13 protein-coding genes are annotated in these 20,651 nt (G+C 33.6%); 5 read left to right on the top strand and 8 right to left on the bottom strand.

The features are described from left to right. From WFK35_RS09255 to WFK35_RS09240, 4 genes are all read right to left on the bottom strand, one after another. Window positions 1-2,326, bottom strand: a 2,326-nt coding sequence (locus tag WFK35_RS09255) for a DEAD/DEAH box helicase (protein ID WP_336732423.1), incomplete at its 3' end; no start/stop codon positions are given. Window positions 2,327-2,392: 66 nt separating this feature from the next. After that, complete coding sequence (locus WFK35_RS09250; protein ID WP_336732422.1) at window positions 2,393-5,299, bottom strand: hypothetical protein; 2,907 nt, start codon at window positions 5,297-5,299, stop codon at window positions 2,393-2,395. Window positions 5,300-5,554: 255 nt separating this feature from the next. Beyond that, window positions 5,555-5,845 carry a helix-turn-helix transcriptional regulator gene (locus tag WFK35_RS09245; protein WP_278354021.1) on the bottom strand — a complete coding sequence of 97 codons (291 nt, stop codon included), beginning with the start codon at window positions 5,843-5,845 and terminating at the stop codon, window positions 5,555-5,557. 178 nt (window positions 5,846-6,023) lie between these two features. Further along, the gene (locus WFK35_RS09240) at window positions 6,024-7,163 is read right to left on the bottom strand and encodes a site-specific integrase (protein WP_278354022.1); all 1,140 of its coding nucleotides are present in this window, start codon (window positions 7,161-7,163) and stop codon (window positions 6,024-6,026) included. A 1,085-nt stretch (window positions 7,164-8,248) separates the two neighbouring features. Here WFK35_RS09240 and WFK35_RS09235 point away from each other — a divergent pair. Together WFK35_RS09235 and WFK35_RS09230 are read left to right on the top strand one after the other, a co-directional pair. After that, a complete protein-coding gene (locus tag WFK35_RS09235; protein ID WP_123892192.1) occupies window positions 8,249-8,812 on the top strand; it encodes a hypothetical protein in 564 nt (187 codons plus the stop codon). Window positions 8,813-8,845: 33 nt separating this feature from the next. Next, window positions 8,846-9,382 (top strand): hypothetical protein, encoded by a 537-nt coding sequence (locus tag WFK35_RS09230; RefSeq protein ID WP_206541003.1) that lies wholly within the window; start codon window positions 8,846-8,848, stop codon window positions 9,380-9,382. Here WFK35_RS09230 and WFK35_RS09225 read toward each other — a convergent pair. Genes WFK35_RS09225 through WFK35_RS09210 form a run of 4 tightly spaced genes read right to left on the bottom strand, consistent with a single transcriptional unit; the run spans window position 9,379 to window position 16,700 of the window. Then, window positions 9,379-9,909, bottom strand: coding sequence for a hypothetical protein (locus tag WFK35_RS09225; protein WP_048506387.1), 531 nt, complete (start codon window positions 9,907-9,909; stop codon window positions 9,379-9,381). The two genes, WFK35_RS09230 and WFK35_RS09225, sit on opposite strands and share 4 nt — an antisense overlap. Window positions 9,910-9,913: 4 nt before the next feature. Further along, window positions 9,914-14,797: an AAA family ATPase gene (locus WFK35_RS09220; RefSeq protein WP_048506386.1), complete on the bottom strand. Its 4,884-nt coding sequence runs from the start codon at window positions 14,795-14,797 to the stop codon at window positions 9,914-9,916. Continuing rightward, window positions 14,794-15,867 (bottom strand): ComEC/Rec2 family competence protein, encoded by a 1,074-nt coding sequence (locus WFK35_RS09215; RefSeq protein WP_048506385.1) that lies wholly within the window; start codon window positions 15,865-15,867, stop codon window positions 14,794-14,796. Before WFK35_RS09215 ends, WFK35_RS09220 begins: the two co-directional genes overlap by 4 nt. Window positions 15,868-15,881: 14 nt before the next feature. Beyond that, complete coding sequence (locus WFK35_RS09210; protein ID WP_073060376.1) at window positions 15,882-16,700, bottom strand: hypothetical protein; 819 nt, start codon at window positions 16,698-16,700, stop codon at window positions 15,882-15,884. 116 nt (window positions 16,701-16,816) lie between these two features. Between WFK35_RS09210 and WFK35_RS09205 the strand changes: the two genes are divergently transcribed. The 3 genes from WFK35_RS09205 to WFK35_RS09195 form a co-directional block, all read left to right on the top strand. Further along, complete coding sequence (locus WFK35_RS09205; RefSeq protein WP_048506383.1) at window positions 16,817-17,074, top strand: hypothetical protein; 258 nt, start codon at window positions 16,817-16,819, stop codon at window positions 17,072-17,074. 356 nt (window positions 17,075-17,430) lie between these two features. Next, complete coding sequence (locus WFK35_RS09200) at window positions 17,431-18,807, top strand: T9SS type A sorting domain-containing protein (protein ID WP_048506382.1); 1,377 nt, start codon at window positions 17,431-17,433, stop codon at window positions 18,805-18,807. 139 nt (window positions 18,808-18,946) lie between these two features. After that, on the top strand, window positions 18,947-20,651 hold a 1,705-nt coding region (locus tag WFK35_RS09195), incomplete at its 3' end, for a SpvB/TcaC N-terminal domain-containing protein (RefSeq protein ID WP_336732420.1).

The following is a 20,651-nucleotide window of genomic DNA, read 5'->3' as shown; positions in this document are numbered from 1 at the left end:
CTATTACAGTGGTATTAAAATAGCTTTCATGATCCATCTCTATTAGCTGATGATAAGTAAGTTCATTTAAGGCAGCATCAATATCGTTTGAGCTCCAGTCCCAAGTGTTATATTTTATTTTCTCTTGATAAGCCCCAAAACTTTCTGTCAAAAATCCAATAATTTCAAACCTGCTCATTCCTCTTTTGGATGCAGCCAGTACTCTTAACACTAATGAGCGACTATCTGTGTTTTTTGAAACAAAATTAGATTGCATGTCCTCTGGGCTTCCCAAAACATAGTCTTGCCAGTAAGTATGTTCTGCGATTGAAGTTGTTGCAATCAAAAAAGAATATCCTCTATCAGCAAAACCTAATCGACCAGCTCGACCTATAATATTTTTATATTCAGAAACTGAATAGGGAGTATTACCTGGATGAGTAAGACCGGAAATGATGACTGCTTCTGCCGGAGTATTAACTCCCATAGCTAAAGTTGTAGTTGCTGCAATTATTTTTAATCCTGATTGTTTGCTTCTGAATTGATCTTCTATAACAGATCTTTCCTCAGCGTCAAGATCCGAAATATGAAAAGCAACTCCCTTATTTAACGTTTGTATAAGTTTCTGAGTGGAAATAGAAGGGTCATTTTGTGGCAATAAATCAATTGCATCGGAAGCCGGCTGTAAATCTAAATTAGTAGCCAAGTACATTGCACAAGCTTGTGCTTCTGATTTTGTCTGTCGGAAAACAATAACGTTTTTACCTTCGTTGACTAATTTCTGAACCAACGGGATTATAATATCCTGACTGGATCCCTTCCTAAAACTGGGTCTTACAAGGTTTGTTGTAATTTCATCCCCTGTATCAGATTCAATATACCGAAAATCACCATTGAGCTTTATAATTCCTTCATTTAGAGGAATTGGTCTTTCAAAATGTAATAACAGACGACCACCTAACCACCTTTCTAATCCATTTAAATCACCAATTACTGCGGACAAAGCTATAATCTGGGGTTCAATACCTTCTCTACGCTTAAGTTTTAATAATGTTAATATAAATTCTAAGTTTAATCCTCTGTTTTTATCAGCTATCATTTGAGCTTCATCTACTATAACAGTTCCAATTTGATTAAGAACATAAGGATTAGCTAATATAATGGCTGCAAACTTTTCATAAGTCATCAAGCATATATCATACTGTCCTTTCATCAATGGTATAATATCGTCAGTAACACTTTCTCCTGTAGCTTTGATTGTTTTAATATCAAAAGATGCATATGTCTCGTCAAAATGCCTTAACTTATCATTTACCAATGCTTTTAGAGGAAGAAGAAATACAGCTCTTTTTCTTTGTAAAACTCCATATATAGCAGCAAGCTCTCCTATCATTGTTTTACCAGAAGATGTAGGTGCGGAAACTACAAGATGGTTACCCGTAAGAATGCCATAATCATTAATTGCATCTACCTGCAATTGGTTTAGTGATGGTATCTTAGATTTCCATGCTTCTATAATGCCATTAGGAAATCCAAACTCCAGCAAGGATTCTATACTTGCATCCACCAATGAAAGGTTCCTTTCTGGAAAAGCTTCTTTGTACAATCTACCTGGTTTAAAGATAGGGAAACTAATCTCTTCCGTTATTTGTCCTAACAACATGGGATTTTGCTCAGCACCTAATTCACCAGCAGAGTTCTTAACACTTGATGTAACATACTCCAATAAACGGAATATACCGATTTTTTGATCTTTTCTTACTTCATTTGCTCCTTGTAATGCCTCTAGCAGATGATAAGTCAATAAACCATGACCTAACTTTCCATTTTCCCAAGCGGGTTCGGTAGCCTTTGAGGCTGTTAATATAACCCTGCCACTACCTGAAAATTGTTTTATTAGTTCTTCTCCAGATTTAAATTCTCTTGAAGCGAAATTTACCTCTAATGCTTTTGCTCCCATTCCTCCTGAAAAACAGCAGTCAATAATACATATTAATTGTCTTGCGGGAATATTTTTAAACCATTCTGCCAAAGTATCCAGTGCAATTGTCGTTGAGCCAATATCGCTAATATTTGTATCGTAGGTTACTAATTCATGGGTATTTGTACCATGTCCTGAAAAAGAAAATATTACAATATCGTCATCTGAACAATTGGATAGCTCTTTAACTCGGGATTCTATCGAATCTCTTGTTGCATTTTCATCGAATATCAAATGAAAATTTCCCTGAAGATTATCAGAAAACAAAGAATATAATGCAACTGCATCTCGTCTTGCGCAAGAAAGCCAATTTATTGAAGGAGATTGAAACCTATCAATTCCTATAAATATACCGTGGATTTTCATTTGAATATAAAGGAATAGTATTTAATATACTACTATTCATACAAATATAACGAAAACCAAAATACACTAATTTAATGTTTCTCCCATTTTTTTTAAAAATTTATACTTAATTTCCGCCAAAGATGAATTAAAATCTTTTTCAAGTCGTTCTTCAACAGCAATAGCGATATCAGGAATATCTGATAATCGTTTAATAAAATTTGGATATTCAGCAACCGATATCAGCCAATTGGTGTCAAAAATTTGATAATCAAATTTCTTAGGATTCAAAAGCCACTTTTCAAAAGCATTTAAGCCCGTTAATTTTTCAAAACATGCTAACTGAAAGTCAATTTTAAGTTTGGATATAAGAAGAATAAAATTCAGAAAAGACAAATTAATTGATTCAACGAACTCTAACTTAAAATCTCTGTAGCCGATTCTGTTATTGACATCATTAAGATATTTCTCAAAATAATCTCCTTCATCAAATTTAATCACTCCGGCATGTAGTAATAGTTTATAGAATTCCTCATCAAATTGTATGTCTAGAAAATTTGTGAATGCACCGTATAAAATTTTCTTACAGGGATCATCTGCAATCAGAGCCAAATTAATAGCTTTTCTGAAATTCTTAAAAGTTCCATCCTCTCGCTGACAATTCAATAGCAGCCTGTTAATTAAATTTATATTGGAATACTTGTATTGTGGCTTATGCTTTAAAAAGGCTTTCGGGACATTTCTTATTAAACCTTCATATTTGTGATTATGCATTTTATCCCTTCTAATCGCAATATTTAAAATAGACTCCAGATCTTTTTCCTCAAATAAATCTCCACGTCTGATCATAAAATTTTCGAACTCTTTTAAATTGTAATGAGCCAGATTGTCTTCTATATCTAAGAAACCTATCAAAGTTTTGATTAAAGGTGCAAATTGTTCTTTTTTCAGATCTAATCTTGAAAAAACGGTGAAACTATTTGTAAAAATAATATTGTATTGTTGTCCAAAATTCCAGTTTTCCAGTTGAACCGCTACAATTTCATTTTTTGCAAAATCATTAAAGAAACCCTTTTTTATAGAACTGCTCAAAAGTTTGTTCAGTTTTAACAGCAGTTTGTTTAAGCTTTCCTGATCAACTTCTATAACTTCCTGTTTTGAAAGTATTTCCTGTAGTTTTGTAGAATGGATATGTAAGATACTTTCCGTCAAGATAAAATCATTGAAATATTGAAGTCCATACCCTGAAGTATTATAACTGGTTACTAAAGCTTGCAAAGTGAGTGCAGTGATTCTTTTGTACTTATTAAATTTTACATAAAAAATAGAATTGCCATAATGATGTTTGAAGCATATCTCATAATTTACAAGCAGATTGTAAGCATAGTTTGGACCTGTTTGCGAGCCTCCATTATCGATAAGTTTCTTTAATTCATTAACTTGCTCAAGGAGCTGATCAACACTATCCTCAACCTTATCAATAAGATCATCGTCCTTCACTTTCTTTAAGTAATCTAACACATCCCTTTCGATATAAAATTCCAACTCATTATAAAGTAGCTTATCCATATCGATTGCTCTTATGTTGCTTCGGATTTCTTCTGTATCTCCAAATGATGACATCTGAATCAGGTGATTTAAAAAAGTGGTATTCAGAGCAGCTAGGAAATAGGTCACTCCCTTTTCAGGACTAATTTTTGTCAAATTCCGTATTTCATTTAATATAAAATAGGACGTTCTATAGTTATTCGAAGACACCAAAAAATTTCCAAAGGCATACTCCATAGTTATATAATCTAAGTTTCCGTCGGCTTGCTTTAGTTTTCTGATAAGTTTATCAAAATCAAAATTTCTGTAATTACAAAGCATGCAGTCACAAACATTATCCTCATAGCTTAAATCAATATCCTCTATTGCAATATTATCAGGCTTACAGGTGAAAATGTGAGTCTTTGGAAACTTTAGTACACCTTTTTTTGGTGCTAATTCTAATTCATAGTTACGAACTGCGTGAATTTCAGTGATCATACATTTGTTGAGAAATTTGAACGACCATCTCATTTTCTCCATAGCTTCATCGACATCCTCTATCCCTAATTCTTCCTGTAAATCAGTGGAAAAAATAATTTCTTTTTTACGAACTGAAATTCCTCTCAATAAATTATATATCTCCGGATTGATCGTAAAAAGCTTATGATCATGATAATGCCATACATATTCATCCAAAATATTAAAAGGCTTTATAGAAGCAAGATAATCTGGATTCACAAAACCAAACTCTTCAAACCTTTTGAGTGAATAGTAAATCTTATCAATAATATGAAGTTTCTCACTTTCAGTCTTTGATTGATCCTTAGAAAGTTCGAACAGCGTATCTGTATTGGATCTCTCAGTAAGATCATATTTCATAAATCTATCGTTATGAAATAGAAATAAAAGTTCCTTCAGTTTATCTTCATTGTTTAAATCTTTTAAAAGGTAAACCTGATATTTCGAGCTATCTTGTGATCTGTAGAATCGAATCTCATTGATATTAGTAACCACGACCCATTTACAATCTCCACCAGTCTTATGCGCGTAGCTAAATCCCTGTTCCACTGCCGAAATACTCTTTTCCCGTTTTTGTTTTTCGTCCAGATTAGTATTGGCATCCTTTACCTCTATAACGGCCCTAACTTCATCTTTCTTTTTATCCGCATAAAAATAACCTAGAACCCCATCGGGCTTAGTACCGTCTGTCAATGATTTTTTCTCTTCCCGCAACATCCACGTGTGAGCATTTCCATAATTGAAGTTTAAGATATCTCCAAAAAAAGTAATTACAAATCTAGATTTTATTTCCTCCTCTTTTAAACTACTGAACTTTCCAGACTCCAACTCTTTAATAAGTGATTCAACAAGATTTTTTATTCGTCGAATATTGGGCACAGTAGATAATTTAAAATCATATAAAAATTTACTAAGAAAAAACTCGGAAAAAATAGGCTTGTTCATCATTAATTACTTATGATAACAAAAATACATATTGGAAACATATTCCGAATTAAAAACATATACTTTTCAAGTAGATTAGCCTGATGTCACCAAATTACCACCACTACTAAAATCTATATTTAAAATTATACAATACAAGAAGACAAAATTTGTAACATTTGAATTATTTAGATGATCAACTTGTGATATTGAAATACCATTTTGATGAATTACTGTATTGACAAATTTGCACTGGTAAAGTTCTGAAGCTAATAGTTACCATTTATTTTTGCGTAAAGAAAATTCTGTCGCTTCTTGTTGGATCTCATCATTTGATTTATGGCTATTTTTCAGCAACCATTCATCAATTTTTTTTCGCTCAAAGAATAGAACTTTTCCGGAAGGTTTAGAAAACGGAATAGAATTCTTGTGGACCAATTTGTATATATAGGACTTCTTAAACCCTGTATAGTGTGAAAGCTCTTCTACATTAAATACTTCTTTGAGACCGAAAATATACTTTTCTATTCTATTGAGCTTGTGGATAATTATTTCGCTATTTTCCATCTGTTTCTATTGTTTGACTTAGTAAAACAAAAATCATAATGGAATACAATAAAAACAATACTATTAATCATGTTTGGGCTAAAAAAGAATATTTTCATCTAATTTAAATTATCAAAAGGCTAAAAAAGATTACTCTATATCATAAAAGTGTACATTGCGACAAGAAAAGAAACGGAATTTACAATTCAATAATTAATTCTGGTATCATCTCTGCTGCCTCTCTAGCTTTAGAATCAACAATTTTCGCATAAATCTGTGTAGTTCTCAATTCTCGATGTCCTAATCTTTTTGAAACGGTGTAAATATCTGCTCCATTTTCAAGCAGTAATACAGCATTAGTGTGTCTGGCAGAGTGAAAAGTAATATGCTTAGAAACACCTGCTCTGTTACACCAACGTATAATCTCAGTGTTGTAAGTCATTCCATATTTCAGACCTTTGAAGACCCTTTCTTGCGATTCTTGTCTCTCTCCTAATAATTCTCTGGCTTGTTTTGAAATATAGAGATATTCCACACCATCCGTTTTTTCTTGTCTAAAATTGACTTTAGAGAAATCACCTTCATCACGAACTTCTTTCCATGTCAAAGTGTTAATATCTGACCAACGTAGTCCCGATAAACACGAAAAAAGAAAAGCTTTTTTCAAAACTGGATATTTACATTCCGCTTTTGCTAGACGTTGTAATTCATCAAAGATCAGATATTCTCTTTGGCTTTCAGCTTGTTCAAAGGATTTTACTTTTGAAGCGTAATTTACCGTTAAATAACCATTATCGAAAGCATTTCGAAGTGCCGCTTTGAACTTGTTGAAATATGAATATTTTGAATTTTGAGAAAGTGGAAGATCACTTTTAGTAAGAGCATCCTTTTCAAAATATCGCTGAACTTTTTTGACAAAATTTTCATCAATTTCATCGAAGGTCATATTTGTTGGAACAATCTTTTTGAGATGTTGTAAAGTAGAAAACCAATTGCCATAATTATTGGAAGAATCGTGTTTTTGCTTTTCTTCAGTGAGTTCTGCAAAAAAATTTAGAAAAACTCTTTTGGATTTTGCAGTATTTTTTAATTCAAATCTTCCTTGCGCATATTCAGCCTTTCTAATTGCAAGTACATTCTCTGCAAATTCCAAAGTTTCTTTATTTTTCTTTTTTTCATTGGGAGTTTTTGGATCTAAAATTAAATAGGAATCCAAATTCTCAAAACTTCTAAGATGCTTTCTTTTGCCTTCCACATTTATTTCAGAGCCTCGATAAAACTCTATTGCAAGACTAATTCTACCGTCCTTCAATTTTCTTCTAACAAGTGATATTTTCATAAGTTATATTTTGTACTAATTTGTACCAATTTCAACTATTTGTCAGAAATGAATTAGTACAAAAGTGGTACAAATATAGAAAATAAACTCAAATAAAAGAAACTATAAATCACATAAATAACTGATAGTCAAATAAAAGAAAGAAAAAGAAATCAAAGGAAAGCTAAATTATTTCCCGATACAGAACTTGGAAAGTCCTAGTTTTCAATGGTCTGTCACCATTGAGGGACATATAAGGGATAAATTCGCACAAACCAATAATAACTCTTACAAATTTACGGATTTTATAAAAATGAACAAAATATAATAGAAACAACTTTCATTATTTCCCACTGTAATTCAAGAAATTATTGTCAATTTTTTAGGAAGCATAATGATCAAAAAATGAGTTATATTTTGACGATTTGATAATAGTAAAAATTGCTCATTTCTGACAGATTTTTAAGTTCATACTTGTGTTTAAACTTTATAATTTTAAAAATGAGGGACAAAATGCCCAGTTTATAAGTAAGTTTTTTTTGCGTATATAACTGTTATTCAGTTAGTTATTGATATTATCTTATTTTTCTCAACGCATTGATAATCAGCTTAATAAAGTATTTAATAGTTTTTATTTATCCAAAAATAACTTTAGATCGGTGGTGAAATCACTGGTGAATTCACCATCGTTTTTGTGAATTAAAAAGACGTTTTGTATCACAAGATGAAATATTTGTGAAGAAGTAAATGATTTATTTGCTGATGTTTTATTTATTTTCTGATTAACACCATTCTTTTTTTACTCGTAAGTTTACAGCTGATTCCTCTGTTAAAAATTTAGTTGAACACACTAACGATTTGATACGCATTATCATTCTTCTAATTTTACTATTTTTTTATATCTTAGTTATCTATAAAAGCGACCAATAATGAAAAGTATTTCTCAACTTATTTATCGATACCTAGAATCAATTCTGAACATCGGGTCTATTTTCAGATTTATAATCATATTGGTTGCCATATGCATGTTTGTATTATCATTTATTGCATTTATTTCAACTCAAAGGTTACTGTTCGAAAATCATTTCGACTTTTCACCTGATGGTATGAGTTTTTACATTAATCAATTCAGCAAATTTAATGGATTGTTTGCCGCAACAATCACAATCATACTCGCTTATTACGGTATTGAAAGGCTTAAAGCAGCAGAAAGAGCAAATATTGACAAGGTTAGACTTGACCGATATTCTGATTGGAAAACCATCACTGATGCTAGAATTGATGTCGTTAAAGACGAAAATCCATTATTCAGGAGAGAGTTTATCAACATTAGGTATCAGCTTTTTGAAGATTTATATCCCGCTTTTGCGATTGAAAATAAAAAGCAATTACGAGCTCTTTTTAACAAATATTTTGCGAATTTAATCCCAGCATTTGAATCAAATAATAAAAAACAACAAGGTTGTGGAGGAATATACCAATCTGCAGCATATACTTATTTTGGTCAAAATTTTCTTTTTGTTTTCCTTGGAAGTGTAATTGGAGTGAAGTATGATAATGCGACGGAAGATCTTTTGGAAATGTATCTTGCAAGTCTTCCGAGCGACAGAATTATAGATTCTCTCGCATATCAAAGCGCTTTAGAGCGCTACATTAAATACAATAATTAATTTACCCTTTTCTCCCAAAAAAATAAAGCAATCATGAAGGATTATTATCGCCTAACAACTTCCAAAAAGCAAGAAATAGCTCAAAACCTAATTGATATTTTTGAGAAAGATATCATACCTTCAGCCGATACAATAACCTTTATCTGTAACTGGGTCTATACGGACCGAAGTGAAAAATTTAAGGCTTATTATGACGTATGGGAAATTGTATTAAGAAATTTCATCCCAAAGACGAAACCTATACTGATCAGAAGCATTCCCCGTAGATCTAAAGCAGAATACATTGCGAGCTTTACAAATACGGCATATTCGGCTGTAAGATTCGGTGAGCGAAAAGGCTATTGGATTATATGCGATACAAAAGATTGTCTGCCATCATTGGAAATCAATAAAGGGAAATACAGAAATACCTTTTACCCCCTTAGCGATGTATTAAAAAAAGCAAAAGCTAATGGCGGATACGGTTTTTCTGACCGATTTCTACGAGACTACGGCGGCGAAGACGAATACATTATGAAAATAGACTATTCAGTGATGCAATTATTAAAATACATAGATTATAAGTACTAAACTATGTTTTCTTCCAGGAATTCCCTGCCGTTTTGGAAAAAACGAATATCGTATTTGCCCGTATTCTTTTTAGTTCCAAAAATTATTGCTATACCTAATTTGTAATTGTAATGATTACCAAGAAAATCAATGGTTAGGTGTTCAAGTTTAATCAGGTCAAATTCTTTATGTTTTCTTGTATGGCTGTCCTTTTTTACTTCGATTACAACTAAGTTATGGTCGTTTGTCTGCCTTCGATGAATAATGATGTCAGGACTTATTTTGTAATTATCATTTTCATTTGGTTTAAAACCTATTTCCATCATGCGATTTTCTGCTATATCCAGCGCCTTCCTATCATTTGGCTTATCTATGTCACCATTATATTCGGGATCAACGTCGAACTGGGGGAAAAAAGGCTTTAAATAAAAGGCCAGATGAGTAGAAATATTAAGTTCATTAAGACCTCTTGCTAGATTACCAGTTTCTTTTTCAAGTAGAACATTTATGGCGTCTTTGATATTTTTTACAATGATTTCTATTTTCATATTTTTATTTGTACTGTATTAATTCATCTTTCAACATGTATGCTTTTGGGGAAATGATAGTTATTAGAAAATCCAAGATAAAGAGATAATCAGCCAGCAATTCTTTGTTAGTTTTTATGTCGTTTCCATATTTGTAAAAAGCTTTCTCAGCGAAGTTTTCCAATAGCTTCCTATTCACTTCGTAAGCATTTTGGCTTTTAAGCATCAAGGCCACCCAACTTAAAGATTCCGGCATAAACTGCTGAAAAGCCACACCACTCAAAAATTTGATGCACTCGTTTATTTTGTTAAATCCATATTTGGTAATAAACTCTTTATAATAAAGGCTTTTTCCTTCAAGCACATGCCAATTTTCCGATTCCGCAGTCCAATCAAGATCCATAAAAAAGAGCGGTATGTAAACCGTTGTTTCATTCTCAAGTGTCCACTCTCGTAAAACATCCCAGAGTGCCCAAAAATTATCTTTAGGTGAGCCATTTGCAACAGACCGGATAAATTCTTTGAGGAGCCGATACAAATAATTTGTTACATCAGTGGTATTTAGCTTTTTGTCTTCAGTTATGGTAAGATTCAATAATTCCTTAAAAAGAGGCTTTGAAATTTCAACGGATTGTGAAAGTAAAAATCTTGGATAGAAGAACGTGAATGCATGTCTACTTTCAAAAAAATCAGACTTGCTCCAAGATTTTTTGTCTCCTAAAAATTCCAGGTGAAGTTTAAGAACTTCTTGTACCATGTTATGTTGTTCCGCAACTGTCGTTGTCCAAGGTATAATGCGCAGAGCATCATCAAGAAGCCAGTGAGTGGGCATATCAAGAGTGAATGATAGTTTTGCAGGTTTTTCAATACTGCCATTAAGAACCACTGTTGTTAAATGATCCACAAATTCTTCCTCCTTTACAACATCTGTATTCTCATTTTCCGTTTCCTCCCCGTACATCCACATAGCATCCCTGCGGCGTTGTTCAATAGAATTCATTTCTTTTTTGTATTCTATGAAGGATAACAGGCCATACCAGCAATTTAATACAAAATCAGGATCATCTTTTACGAGTTGATGTGCTATCCCAGCTTGAAGCGCAATTCGTTCCTGTTCGTCCAATCCACTTATAAGCAATCGAAAAATTAATTCCTTTATTTTCAGTATAGTTTTTTCGTCTGTTCCGTAATTAATATTATATGAAAGACCAGTAAGAGCCGCCTGCTTACCAAAAACGTCAAGATACATATCCATAGATTCTTGGCCCATCAGATTTTTTTCTGCAAAGTCCATGATTATTTTCCGGCACCATACTAATTGCTCCTCGTCCATTTCTGTAAAAAAATCGCGTAAACCTAATGATGCCATCAGAGTTTTCGAAGTCATAAAATCAAAGTGACCCTTTGATTGTTGAATATAATCATATCCTTCTCGCCACTTTTCGTAATGGTGATCATCAATAGGTTTATTGTCATACGCATCTTTTGCCCAGATAACATTAACAGCTGGTATTGTGTCAAGATCATTAGTTTCTGTCACATTTTTTCGAACTTCCTCATCATAGGCTGGTTGAATCTGGAGCATTTTTTTACCGTTATATTCAACTGGTATAAATTGGTATTTACGGGCATCCATATCAAATAGAAACTTTCTCCATTGAAATTCCTCAGCTGGAGCCTGTTCCCACATTTTATCAATTTCCTTATATAATAGATCATTATGGGTCCGATAGATAAACATATAATCAAAAACAAAACCTACGAGGCCCTGATAGTATTTTCGCCGGTGAACTTTTGAATTGGACTTGGTTCTTTCATTTTTCTCGTATTCATCATCATTGAATACTTCATTAGTATATAATTCTGACATCCATCGGCTTGATTCCCACCAGAAAAAAATTGGTATACCTAATAAACAAACCGAATTTTCATCTAAAAGTTCAGGATGTGCTTGTATTACACTTATCGTAATTCCCAGAAATGCAACATTGTTAGATTCTTTGATAATTTTTTGAAGGTACCCTTTTAATTGTTGATCTGTTGTTTCCCCAATTAAGTCTAAAAGTCCAGCTTCAAGAGCCATTAATAAGGAGGCGATATGCCGGTTTTCAGATCTTTTACTTCGATACATAGACCAATAGTCATAGGTCCCATAATAAGACTTCGAAGTGCCATCGTGGAAGCTTACGGTAATATCTTCAATATCCTCACCTTGCGATTTTAAAACGCTTTGGTTTTTTTCAAACGCAGCATTTAAAAAAATGATAATGAAATCTAATGCTTTATCTGGATGATAGAGAAACATCCAATAAAAAAATGTGTGATAGGCACTTGGAAAACCATGTTCGGTATTAAATCGTCGGCTCAAACCGAAATCCCTTGCATCGGACCTACGAAAATGGATAGGAGTATAAGGTGGTCTTCTATCTTCTTCTTTATTTAACCAATCTTCCCTCGCAATCTCCAATACATCATGTGGGAAAAAACGGCATATTTGGTCAGCCATGACGCCTTCAGTAATACATTTTCGAATTTGATTTAAAAATTGGATATTATTCCATCGCTCATTTCCAACATGTGGGTTTTTAGCAGCCTGTATTAAGTTTTCAACTAACGAAGGGTCCGAAGCGGTCAGTTGAAAGATTATTTTTACATAGGGCTCTAATACCGAGCTCACTGAATCATATTTTACCGCTCCAATAAATGCTTTCTGAACTCGATGAACGAAGTCTTCCAAAAAGTTGGCAACACTTTTGGCACATGATGGGATTATTTGAGGATTGAAGTCAGGTAGTTGTTTCGACCACGCCTCAATAAGTGCTATGTATTCGGTATCGATTTTGAACGATGAAATTGTAGCATAATTATCCCAAATAAAGTCAATAATATAGTCCCATCCGGAACCTGTTGGCAATAACTGATCTAAACTTTGTTTGGCCGGGTCGATACGTTTACATCCGATCTGGAGTAAAAACATTATCTGTTTCAGGAATCGCCCTTCGTTGTTAAGAAGATTATCTTTTAGTGCATCTAAAAGTATTGCAGCATTCCTGGAACGGAGTGATACAACTAAAAGTTCGTCTTTCCATGATTGCGACAATAAGCTATCTTGCAAAAGTTCATGAACGAAACTTACCGATTTGACCGGCTCAGTAAGGTAGAACTCTTCCATCCACAACCGAAATGCTCTTTTTATTGCAGGGTTATTTTCCATGGATTCTAAGAAAGTTCTACTGTCTGGCATCAGCTTTTTTTGCTCTGAAATAAATCTTATCAGCGCCCAATCCTCTAAAATATCGTGTGAGGGACTATATTCAGGATTTATTCCGATATCGTTCTGTTGTATAATATTGTCCCTCAAAAGTTGAGAAATCGTGTCTTCGCTTCCTGGAAAGTCGGTGAAGAGGCACATTTCTCGTGATCTTTTTACACAAATTTCGTAAAAAACAGCTCCTCTGGCGGTATTTCCATTCTCTACTATGTGCTGCCACATCAACTTCTTAAATTTTATTTCATCTAATTGTTGCTCACTTTCCAGGAAAGGAATAATACGAACTGCCTTGTCAAGATAATAGGGGTTATGAAGTAAATGTTTGATTTTTGGGTTTTCAAGTAATGTTTTAAGTTGGGGGATGGCATCCTGAACTAGTTGTATCTCTCCATCATTAAAATCATTGACTTCTAAATATGTATTATTTTTTGGAAGCTCAAAATAAAAATGAATGCGAAACCTCTGTAATAAATATTCCCTAACTGTTATTAAAAGAATTATGCGCGAATTTGATTTCATAATTTGGAGCAATTCATTAAATGCCCCCGAAAATTCGGATTCTATTAATTTTTCAAAACTTTCAATCCAAATCAAAACATTTCGTGCGGATAAAGGACTACCGACAATTTGTTGGATTGTCGCATTATATCCGGCACTCTTCATCGCTTCATCTAAGGTATTACAGTAGAGATTTTCTGGAGTAAGCGTAATGACAGTATAATCACCTTCGGATTTTAATTCTTTCACGACGGCTTTCGCCAGAGCTGATTTTCCTACACCGGGCTTTCCATGGATAACGACAAGATTATTTTCTTTAATAGCACGAATCAAAAGGGATGTGTCACGATGAACAGTGAATGAACCAACTGTCTCCCTAGTTCTCAAATTAATTATTTCTCTATTTTTATCCATTTTCCCATAACTATCCAATATTTCAGGATTAGTTTCGGGTTTCAATTCTTCGATGAGTTTGAATTTGTTAGGATCAATGAGGTTATTATAAGCTAAAACCTTCGTTGCTATAAATGTATTTCCATCTACGTAAGTATGAATTATTCCTACAAAATAGAGATTTCCGAACAGATCGGCATATGCTCCTGATCCTGAAAGACCAGCTACATTTGACATGGCCTGTTGATAAAAAGTATCTAGTGATCCTTCATGATGCAATGTAAAAATATTCGGATTATGCTTTTTATTTTCAAGAAATTTAAGCGAAAAAGGCTGGTCGTCTTTTTGATCATTAAAATTTGCGAATCCCCTAACTGTATATTCTTGGATAGTATCATCCGCATCAATAACCTGACTGAAAAACCTTTTTCCGGTTAGCGCTACTATATCATTCGCAGGTACAATAATTAAGGCCAGATCTTCTTCATTATTTACAGAGGTTATCACGACTGCAGTATCTGAAAGAACATATGAATGATAGGTCAAAGACTCATCATTAAAAATTTGATCCAGTAGTATTCCTTCTTTAGAATATGTTTTGTTAAACTTTTCTCCAACTAAGCAATGTTTAGCGGTTAAAATATATACATAATCAGTATCAGCATCTGGAAAGTATATAACTGCGGTCCCAATGTCTTCATTGCATTGAATTCTGATGGTAGAAAGCTGGGGTAACTTTAGATTCATATATTGTCAGTGATTTCTTCAAATAAAAATAGTTCGTTTTCGGGACCAATCTCTTTATAGGTAGTTTCAAATTCGTAACACGTTTCTATCTTTGCATCAATTTTAAATAGATCTCTCAATTCCTTTGTGTCACAGGAATAATGAATTTTAATTTTTATTTCGTTTTTCTTTCCATATTCTAATAGCCTTACCAATGCTTCTTTGTCTGGATGTTGATTATGGATTCCGTTACCGGTTACAACAAAATTTTCTGTCTTGACCATTTCTAATAACTCAATACTAGTGTTTGCTTTGCTTCCATGATGAGATAATTGCATAAAGGAGAGCGGAATGGGATTTGTTGAACTGTACCGCAAGGCAGAAAGACTATCTTCAATATCTGAGGGATGGCTATCTGCTAAAAGTAAAGCCGTAATGTCGCCAAATTCAACAAGGGTAGCGATAGAACTGCCATTTACCTCATCCTTATCTTGATGAAACGGAAGGTCTTTAAGTTCAGCTATAGTTTTCGCATGGTCTGACTGTGAAGCTTTTCTTCCAATTTTCATTGTCCGCTCTTCCTCGGTCCATAAATCTTCCGCTTTTTTTTGCTTTTCAGGCGTAGGCGAAAGTATCGTCATTTTCAGGCCAAAAACTTCAATTGGATTTGTTTCCGTATTAATAGACGTTTCAGTTTGAAAATAACTCTTTTTGATATATTCTCTCAATGTTATGCCATCACGGACTGAAATTTTCTCACGGGGTATTTGGATAGGTTCGGAGGTACTGTTAAATATAAATCCCTTAACAGCCTTGGACTTATCTTTTATGGTTTTATCCTGCAGGAAACCTAAAACTGAACCGATATGATCTCTGTCAATATGACTGATTATCCAATAATCAACGATTTCATCAGCAGCTAAAATTTCTTTAATAAGTTGAGCAAAAGCATTTTTATATTCACGAGCGTAACCTCCATCAATTAGTATATTGTGCCAGTTCGAATCTTCTCCTAAAAATCTAATGTGGATTGCATCACCACCTCCCGTGTCGTAATAATGGAAACTAATCTTGTGCGTTTTTTGAAGCATGATTAATATATTTTTTATTGGTTATTTACGTAAACATCAATTAACTTTTTACGTGTTTTAAGGTGCTTTAACAAGTAGGCATCCAAGATATAAAGCTTGACATCTTCATCAATCCTCTTCTTGTCATAATAATTTGCGTCCATAGCTTTTACATAATTTAGAAATCCTTTCAATGGCATCTTTTTTAAGGTCGTATATCTTTTCAATATATAATGTGCATATCTTTTTTTTACGGAGACATACTCGCCAGCAAATTCGATGATAAAAAAATCGTAATGGAGATCAGAATGATAATCAAGTGATAGAAATCCTAATTCCTGCAGAGCAGGAATAGTTCTTTGAAAACGCATCTCGTGAGCGAAATGGACTCGGTCAAAAACATATTTTATTACGTCTACCTCAATTTCGGGAACTTCTAAAAATTTTGCAAGGCATAATCGATGTTGTCCGCCTATTGTAAAGTAATGGTTGCCGTACTGAACGACAGTTTTCGCTTCTTTTGCATTATGAATATGTTCAATCACCGTTTCTTTGGTTGGAAAATTGTCAATAACACGATCCAACCTGCGCAAATCAGTAAAAAACTGTAGCCAATAATATCGCCAGTCTTTTGGTTTATACATTACACAATTGTAGCCATAGGAGTAATCAATCCCACAAATTTTACTGGGATCTATTTTTTCCCTAAACGTTCCGGCAGATATAAAAAAATCAAAGTTTTTGATATGGCTGAAATGGACTACGACGTCATCGTGCCAATTTTGATCATCAAATTTTGGATTTAGGCTTCTTAACCATTCTATTCGCTGTTCATCTGAATATTTATAAGGCATTAATAAAGGCTTTTTAATATCAGGAATATACTAAAATTTCTATTTGAAATTAGAAAAAAATAGTACGATAAATTGGATTTTTAACTTTCATTTTTTTAATTTCAAGTTTCATAACTATGGAAGATACAATTAATTCAAAATTTGACGCTAATTCAGGACAGATTTTTAGGATCACCTATAAGAATAGAGATTTTCAGATTCGACTTTTAAAACGAGGAATTACTAAGGATATCATTGAAGTAGACCTTCTACTGGATGGAGTGATTCAAAAACTTCTTAAGAGAGACAAAACTTGGTATTTTGAAAACTCAGATGCGGATCAGGAACTTGCAAAAGATATATGGAGGGCAATTTCATTACGCTATCGGCTATAAAATCGATAATTCCTTACGGAAACACGTAAAAGTAAGACCTGTATAGATGTTGAAAATTTACTATGTTGGACGCTCATTCTTTTTTAAGCATCAACTCCCTAAATCATAAGCTTTTTTAATACATTTCATTCCTATTAAAATTTAAAAGTCTATATCTCAACTTGATACCGTGAAAACACCCATTAAAAATATGGGGTTTTCCCCCATACCGTGTATCGATTTTTTTTATAATATTGCCAGAATACCGCTAAGAAACCAGATGTTGATTATTTCTAAACGTATCTTATAATAATAAGATGCATGGATCTTTATTTTCATAGGTTTCCTAGCACTAACCAAAAAACATTTTATAGCCTATGAAAAGAATTGATTTTTCAAGAGTCATGCTCTGTGCGTTTCTTTTAGGTTCCCAATTAGCATTTTCCCAATTAATTTCCGGGGAAACTCAAATTTGGGAAAAAATAGATCCTCATTCAAGAGACGCTCTCAAATGTAAGGACGAAAATCTTTTGAACTTCCATTGTGGAATAAAAGATAAAGTCGTCAAAAAATTTATCAGGTATAGTAAGAATAAAAGTCACACACTCAGTCTTGTTCATACTGCCAAAGCGAATGAATTGATATGGGATAATCCCGAAAAAAATGTCGCACTTTCAAATAACCGTTACCAGAAAGGGGAAAAGAATGATATAGAATTAAAAAAGCGGCCAAGTATTTTTAGTTATATGAGCAGTCCTGATCGGGCAAAAGGTAAAACTGATAGCCTTAATATTAAATTATCCGACCAGAACCTTCATGAAATGATTTTTTATCCAAGAAGGGCCACACAAAAAGAATTGAATAATATCCACTCTTATCTTTCGATAAAATATGGAATCTCATTAGACAATTCAAAATATTATAATAGTGAAGGAACTGTTATTTGGGACCCCGACAAACACAGAAACTTTAAGACCAGGTTAACTGGAATGGGCAGGGATGATGGAAATGAGCTTTACCAAAAACAGTCAACCAATATTGAAGATCGAATCCTGACCATAGGGTTAAATGAAATCAAACGAACCAATGCGGAAAACTCGTCGCTATTAAACAACAATGAATTTATCCTTTGGTCCGATGACGATAAAGACCTCAACTTATCTCAGGAGGGAAATTTTTCGAAATTGAACCGCAATTGGCAAATAAATCTTTTAGGCTCTAAGGTCCAAAAATCCGGTTATTCCCTAAGAATCGAAAAATCAATCTTAAATCCCAGATCTTTACCCACAATATATTGGCTTTTAATAACCAATACTGCTGGGGACACAAGAAAGATTCAAGGGATAGAAACGGACAATTATATTTTTTTCAACAAAGTGGACTTTATTAAAGATGATGAAACAGGTGATTCCGCACTTTTTACATTTGCTATAAGTCCTACCAAAGATATCAAGGAAAAGGACGAAACAGTTATCAATAAAGCTCTTGATCCTAATAACCTTTCCCTTGATCTTGAAAAAATTGTCCTATACCCGAATCCAGTTAAGAAAGGACAGAATTTTACTTTACGTTTTCCGCCAATGGAAAATTTAACGGTTTCTATATATGACGGCGCAGGTAGATTGGTCGCGTTGGATAAAGTTGACAGGAACTCCAATCATTATGTGAACCAGTTACCAACCCAGAGTTCATACCTGATTAATCTCACGCAGAATGGGAAAATCATTAAAACTTTCAAATTAATCGTAGAATAATAACACCATGAGAATCGATTTACACAAACTTCCTAGTAAGAAGTCGTGTCTCTTTGTGCTTTTCTTTACCTGTATGCTTGTATTCGCAAGTTTTGATAAAGATGATAGGCAAAAGGTACGCATGCTTAAACAGGATTTAATGACTAAATTAAATCTTGGTAACAAACCATCTTCTACGGATGCAAAAGATCCGCCAGAGGAAAAAGCAGAACATTCGCTTTCCCAACCACTAAATCAAAATTGGGAAAAGCCATCAACAGAAATTTTTGAAAGCAATAAAGTAACTGATGAAAACATCGACCGAAATTCAGTTATTGATGCTTTTGATGCTGACGAAAATCAGGGAACTATCGGAACTTTCTCTGAAAAAGAGACAGATAATATTTCTGATAATTTCTTTAACATTCAGATAGAAGGGAAAATTGACAGATCAAAAACTGCATTTTTGGAGTATGATCTTTTTGGCCTTGATGATTATAAATCTGTATCAAGATCTATCAATCATGATATTGCTATAGGCGGAGAAGTTATTCGACCTAATGCGGATTGGAGCCACCAGAAAGAGGAATTCAATATTGATCTTTTAAAAAGTGGCAATAATACTATATTATTTACCCCACCATCCGCTGGCATTAAATATAAGATCAAGAATTTAAGGATAGTGTTTTCTTCTGATCCTGATTTATCTGATGATCTAAAAATCAGCAGCATACTTTCTTCAAATAAACTTTATGTCCGAGGATATTCCAAGAAATCACAAAGTTTAAAAATCAATAATGAGACTGTTGAGAATAACGGAAAGGAATTTGAGAAACTAATTGATCTCTCAGAACAGGACAATCGAAATGGAACATATACCGTTCATCATGGAAATCAAATCAGGACACTTAAAATTCCGGAAGCTGTAAAATCTTTCAAGATAGTCGGCAGGGATAATTACACTCCTAAAACACTGGAAATTTTAAATGGGCAAACTTATGATTTAAGTTATGAGCACTTAAATGTCAATGTTGAGAAAGGAACCTCGGAATCTGCACTGATAAAACTGCAGAAACTACGTGATAAGGATTTTCCTTCAACAACTCAGGGAATTAAAAATGTTACGCCCAATAATTCGGCATATAGAATATCCCTTGAATCTGGAAGCTTAAGTAAAAAGCTTAAAGTTTCAATGCCTTATGATGAAAGGAAATTAGGGCAAACTTCTCCTAAAGATATTCGAATTTTTTACTTTGATTATAGTAATAAACAATGGAAAATTGAACCATCAGCCGTTGTTGACGAAAAGTTAAAACTTGTCGTTTTCAATGCGGGACAGGATAATGATTATATAAATGGTATAATCTCCGTACCCGAATCACCAACAATCAATTCTTTTGCGCCAACTTCTATCAGTGGATTGAAATCTGCTGATCCGACTTCAGGCGTACAGCTGATGGCACCGCCAACAGCAAATCAGAAAGGTGATGCTGCCATTTCCTATCCAATTCAAATTCCGGCAGGAACCAATGGAATGCAGCCGCAATTGAACATTACCTATAACAGTAGCAAAGGAAATGGCTGGATGGGTGAAGGTTGGGATATTACTGGAATTTCAGGTATCACATTGGATACACGTTGGGGTACTCCAACATTTGATCCAAGCTATGAATCTGAGATTTACCTCTTGGATGGTGAAATGTTAATCTATGAAGGCGACTACCTTCCTCACAGGCATCTTAATGCTCAGGGAAGTATGGATATAACAAGACAGCCTAGAAGTTCCGGAAAAAAGAACTTCTATCTGAGAAAAAATAACAACTTCACAAAGATTGAAAGATATGGTTCCTCACCGACAAGTTATA

Source organism: Chryseobacterium sp. VD8 (assembly GCF_037149975.1).
Taxonomy (GTDB): domain Bacteria; phylum Bacteroidota; class Bacteroidia; order Flavobacteriales; family Weeksellaceae; genus Chryseobacterium; species Chryseobacterium indicum.
This window is presented reverse-complemented; position numbering and strand designations above follow the sequence as displayed.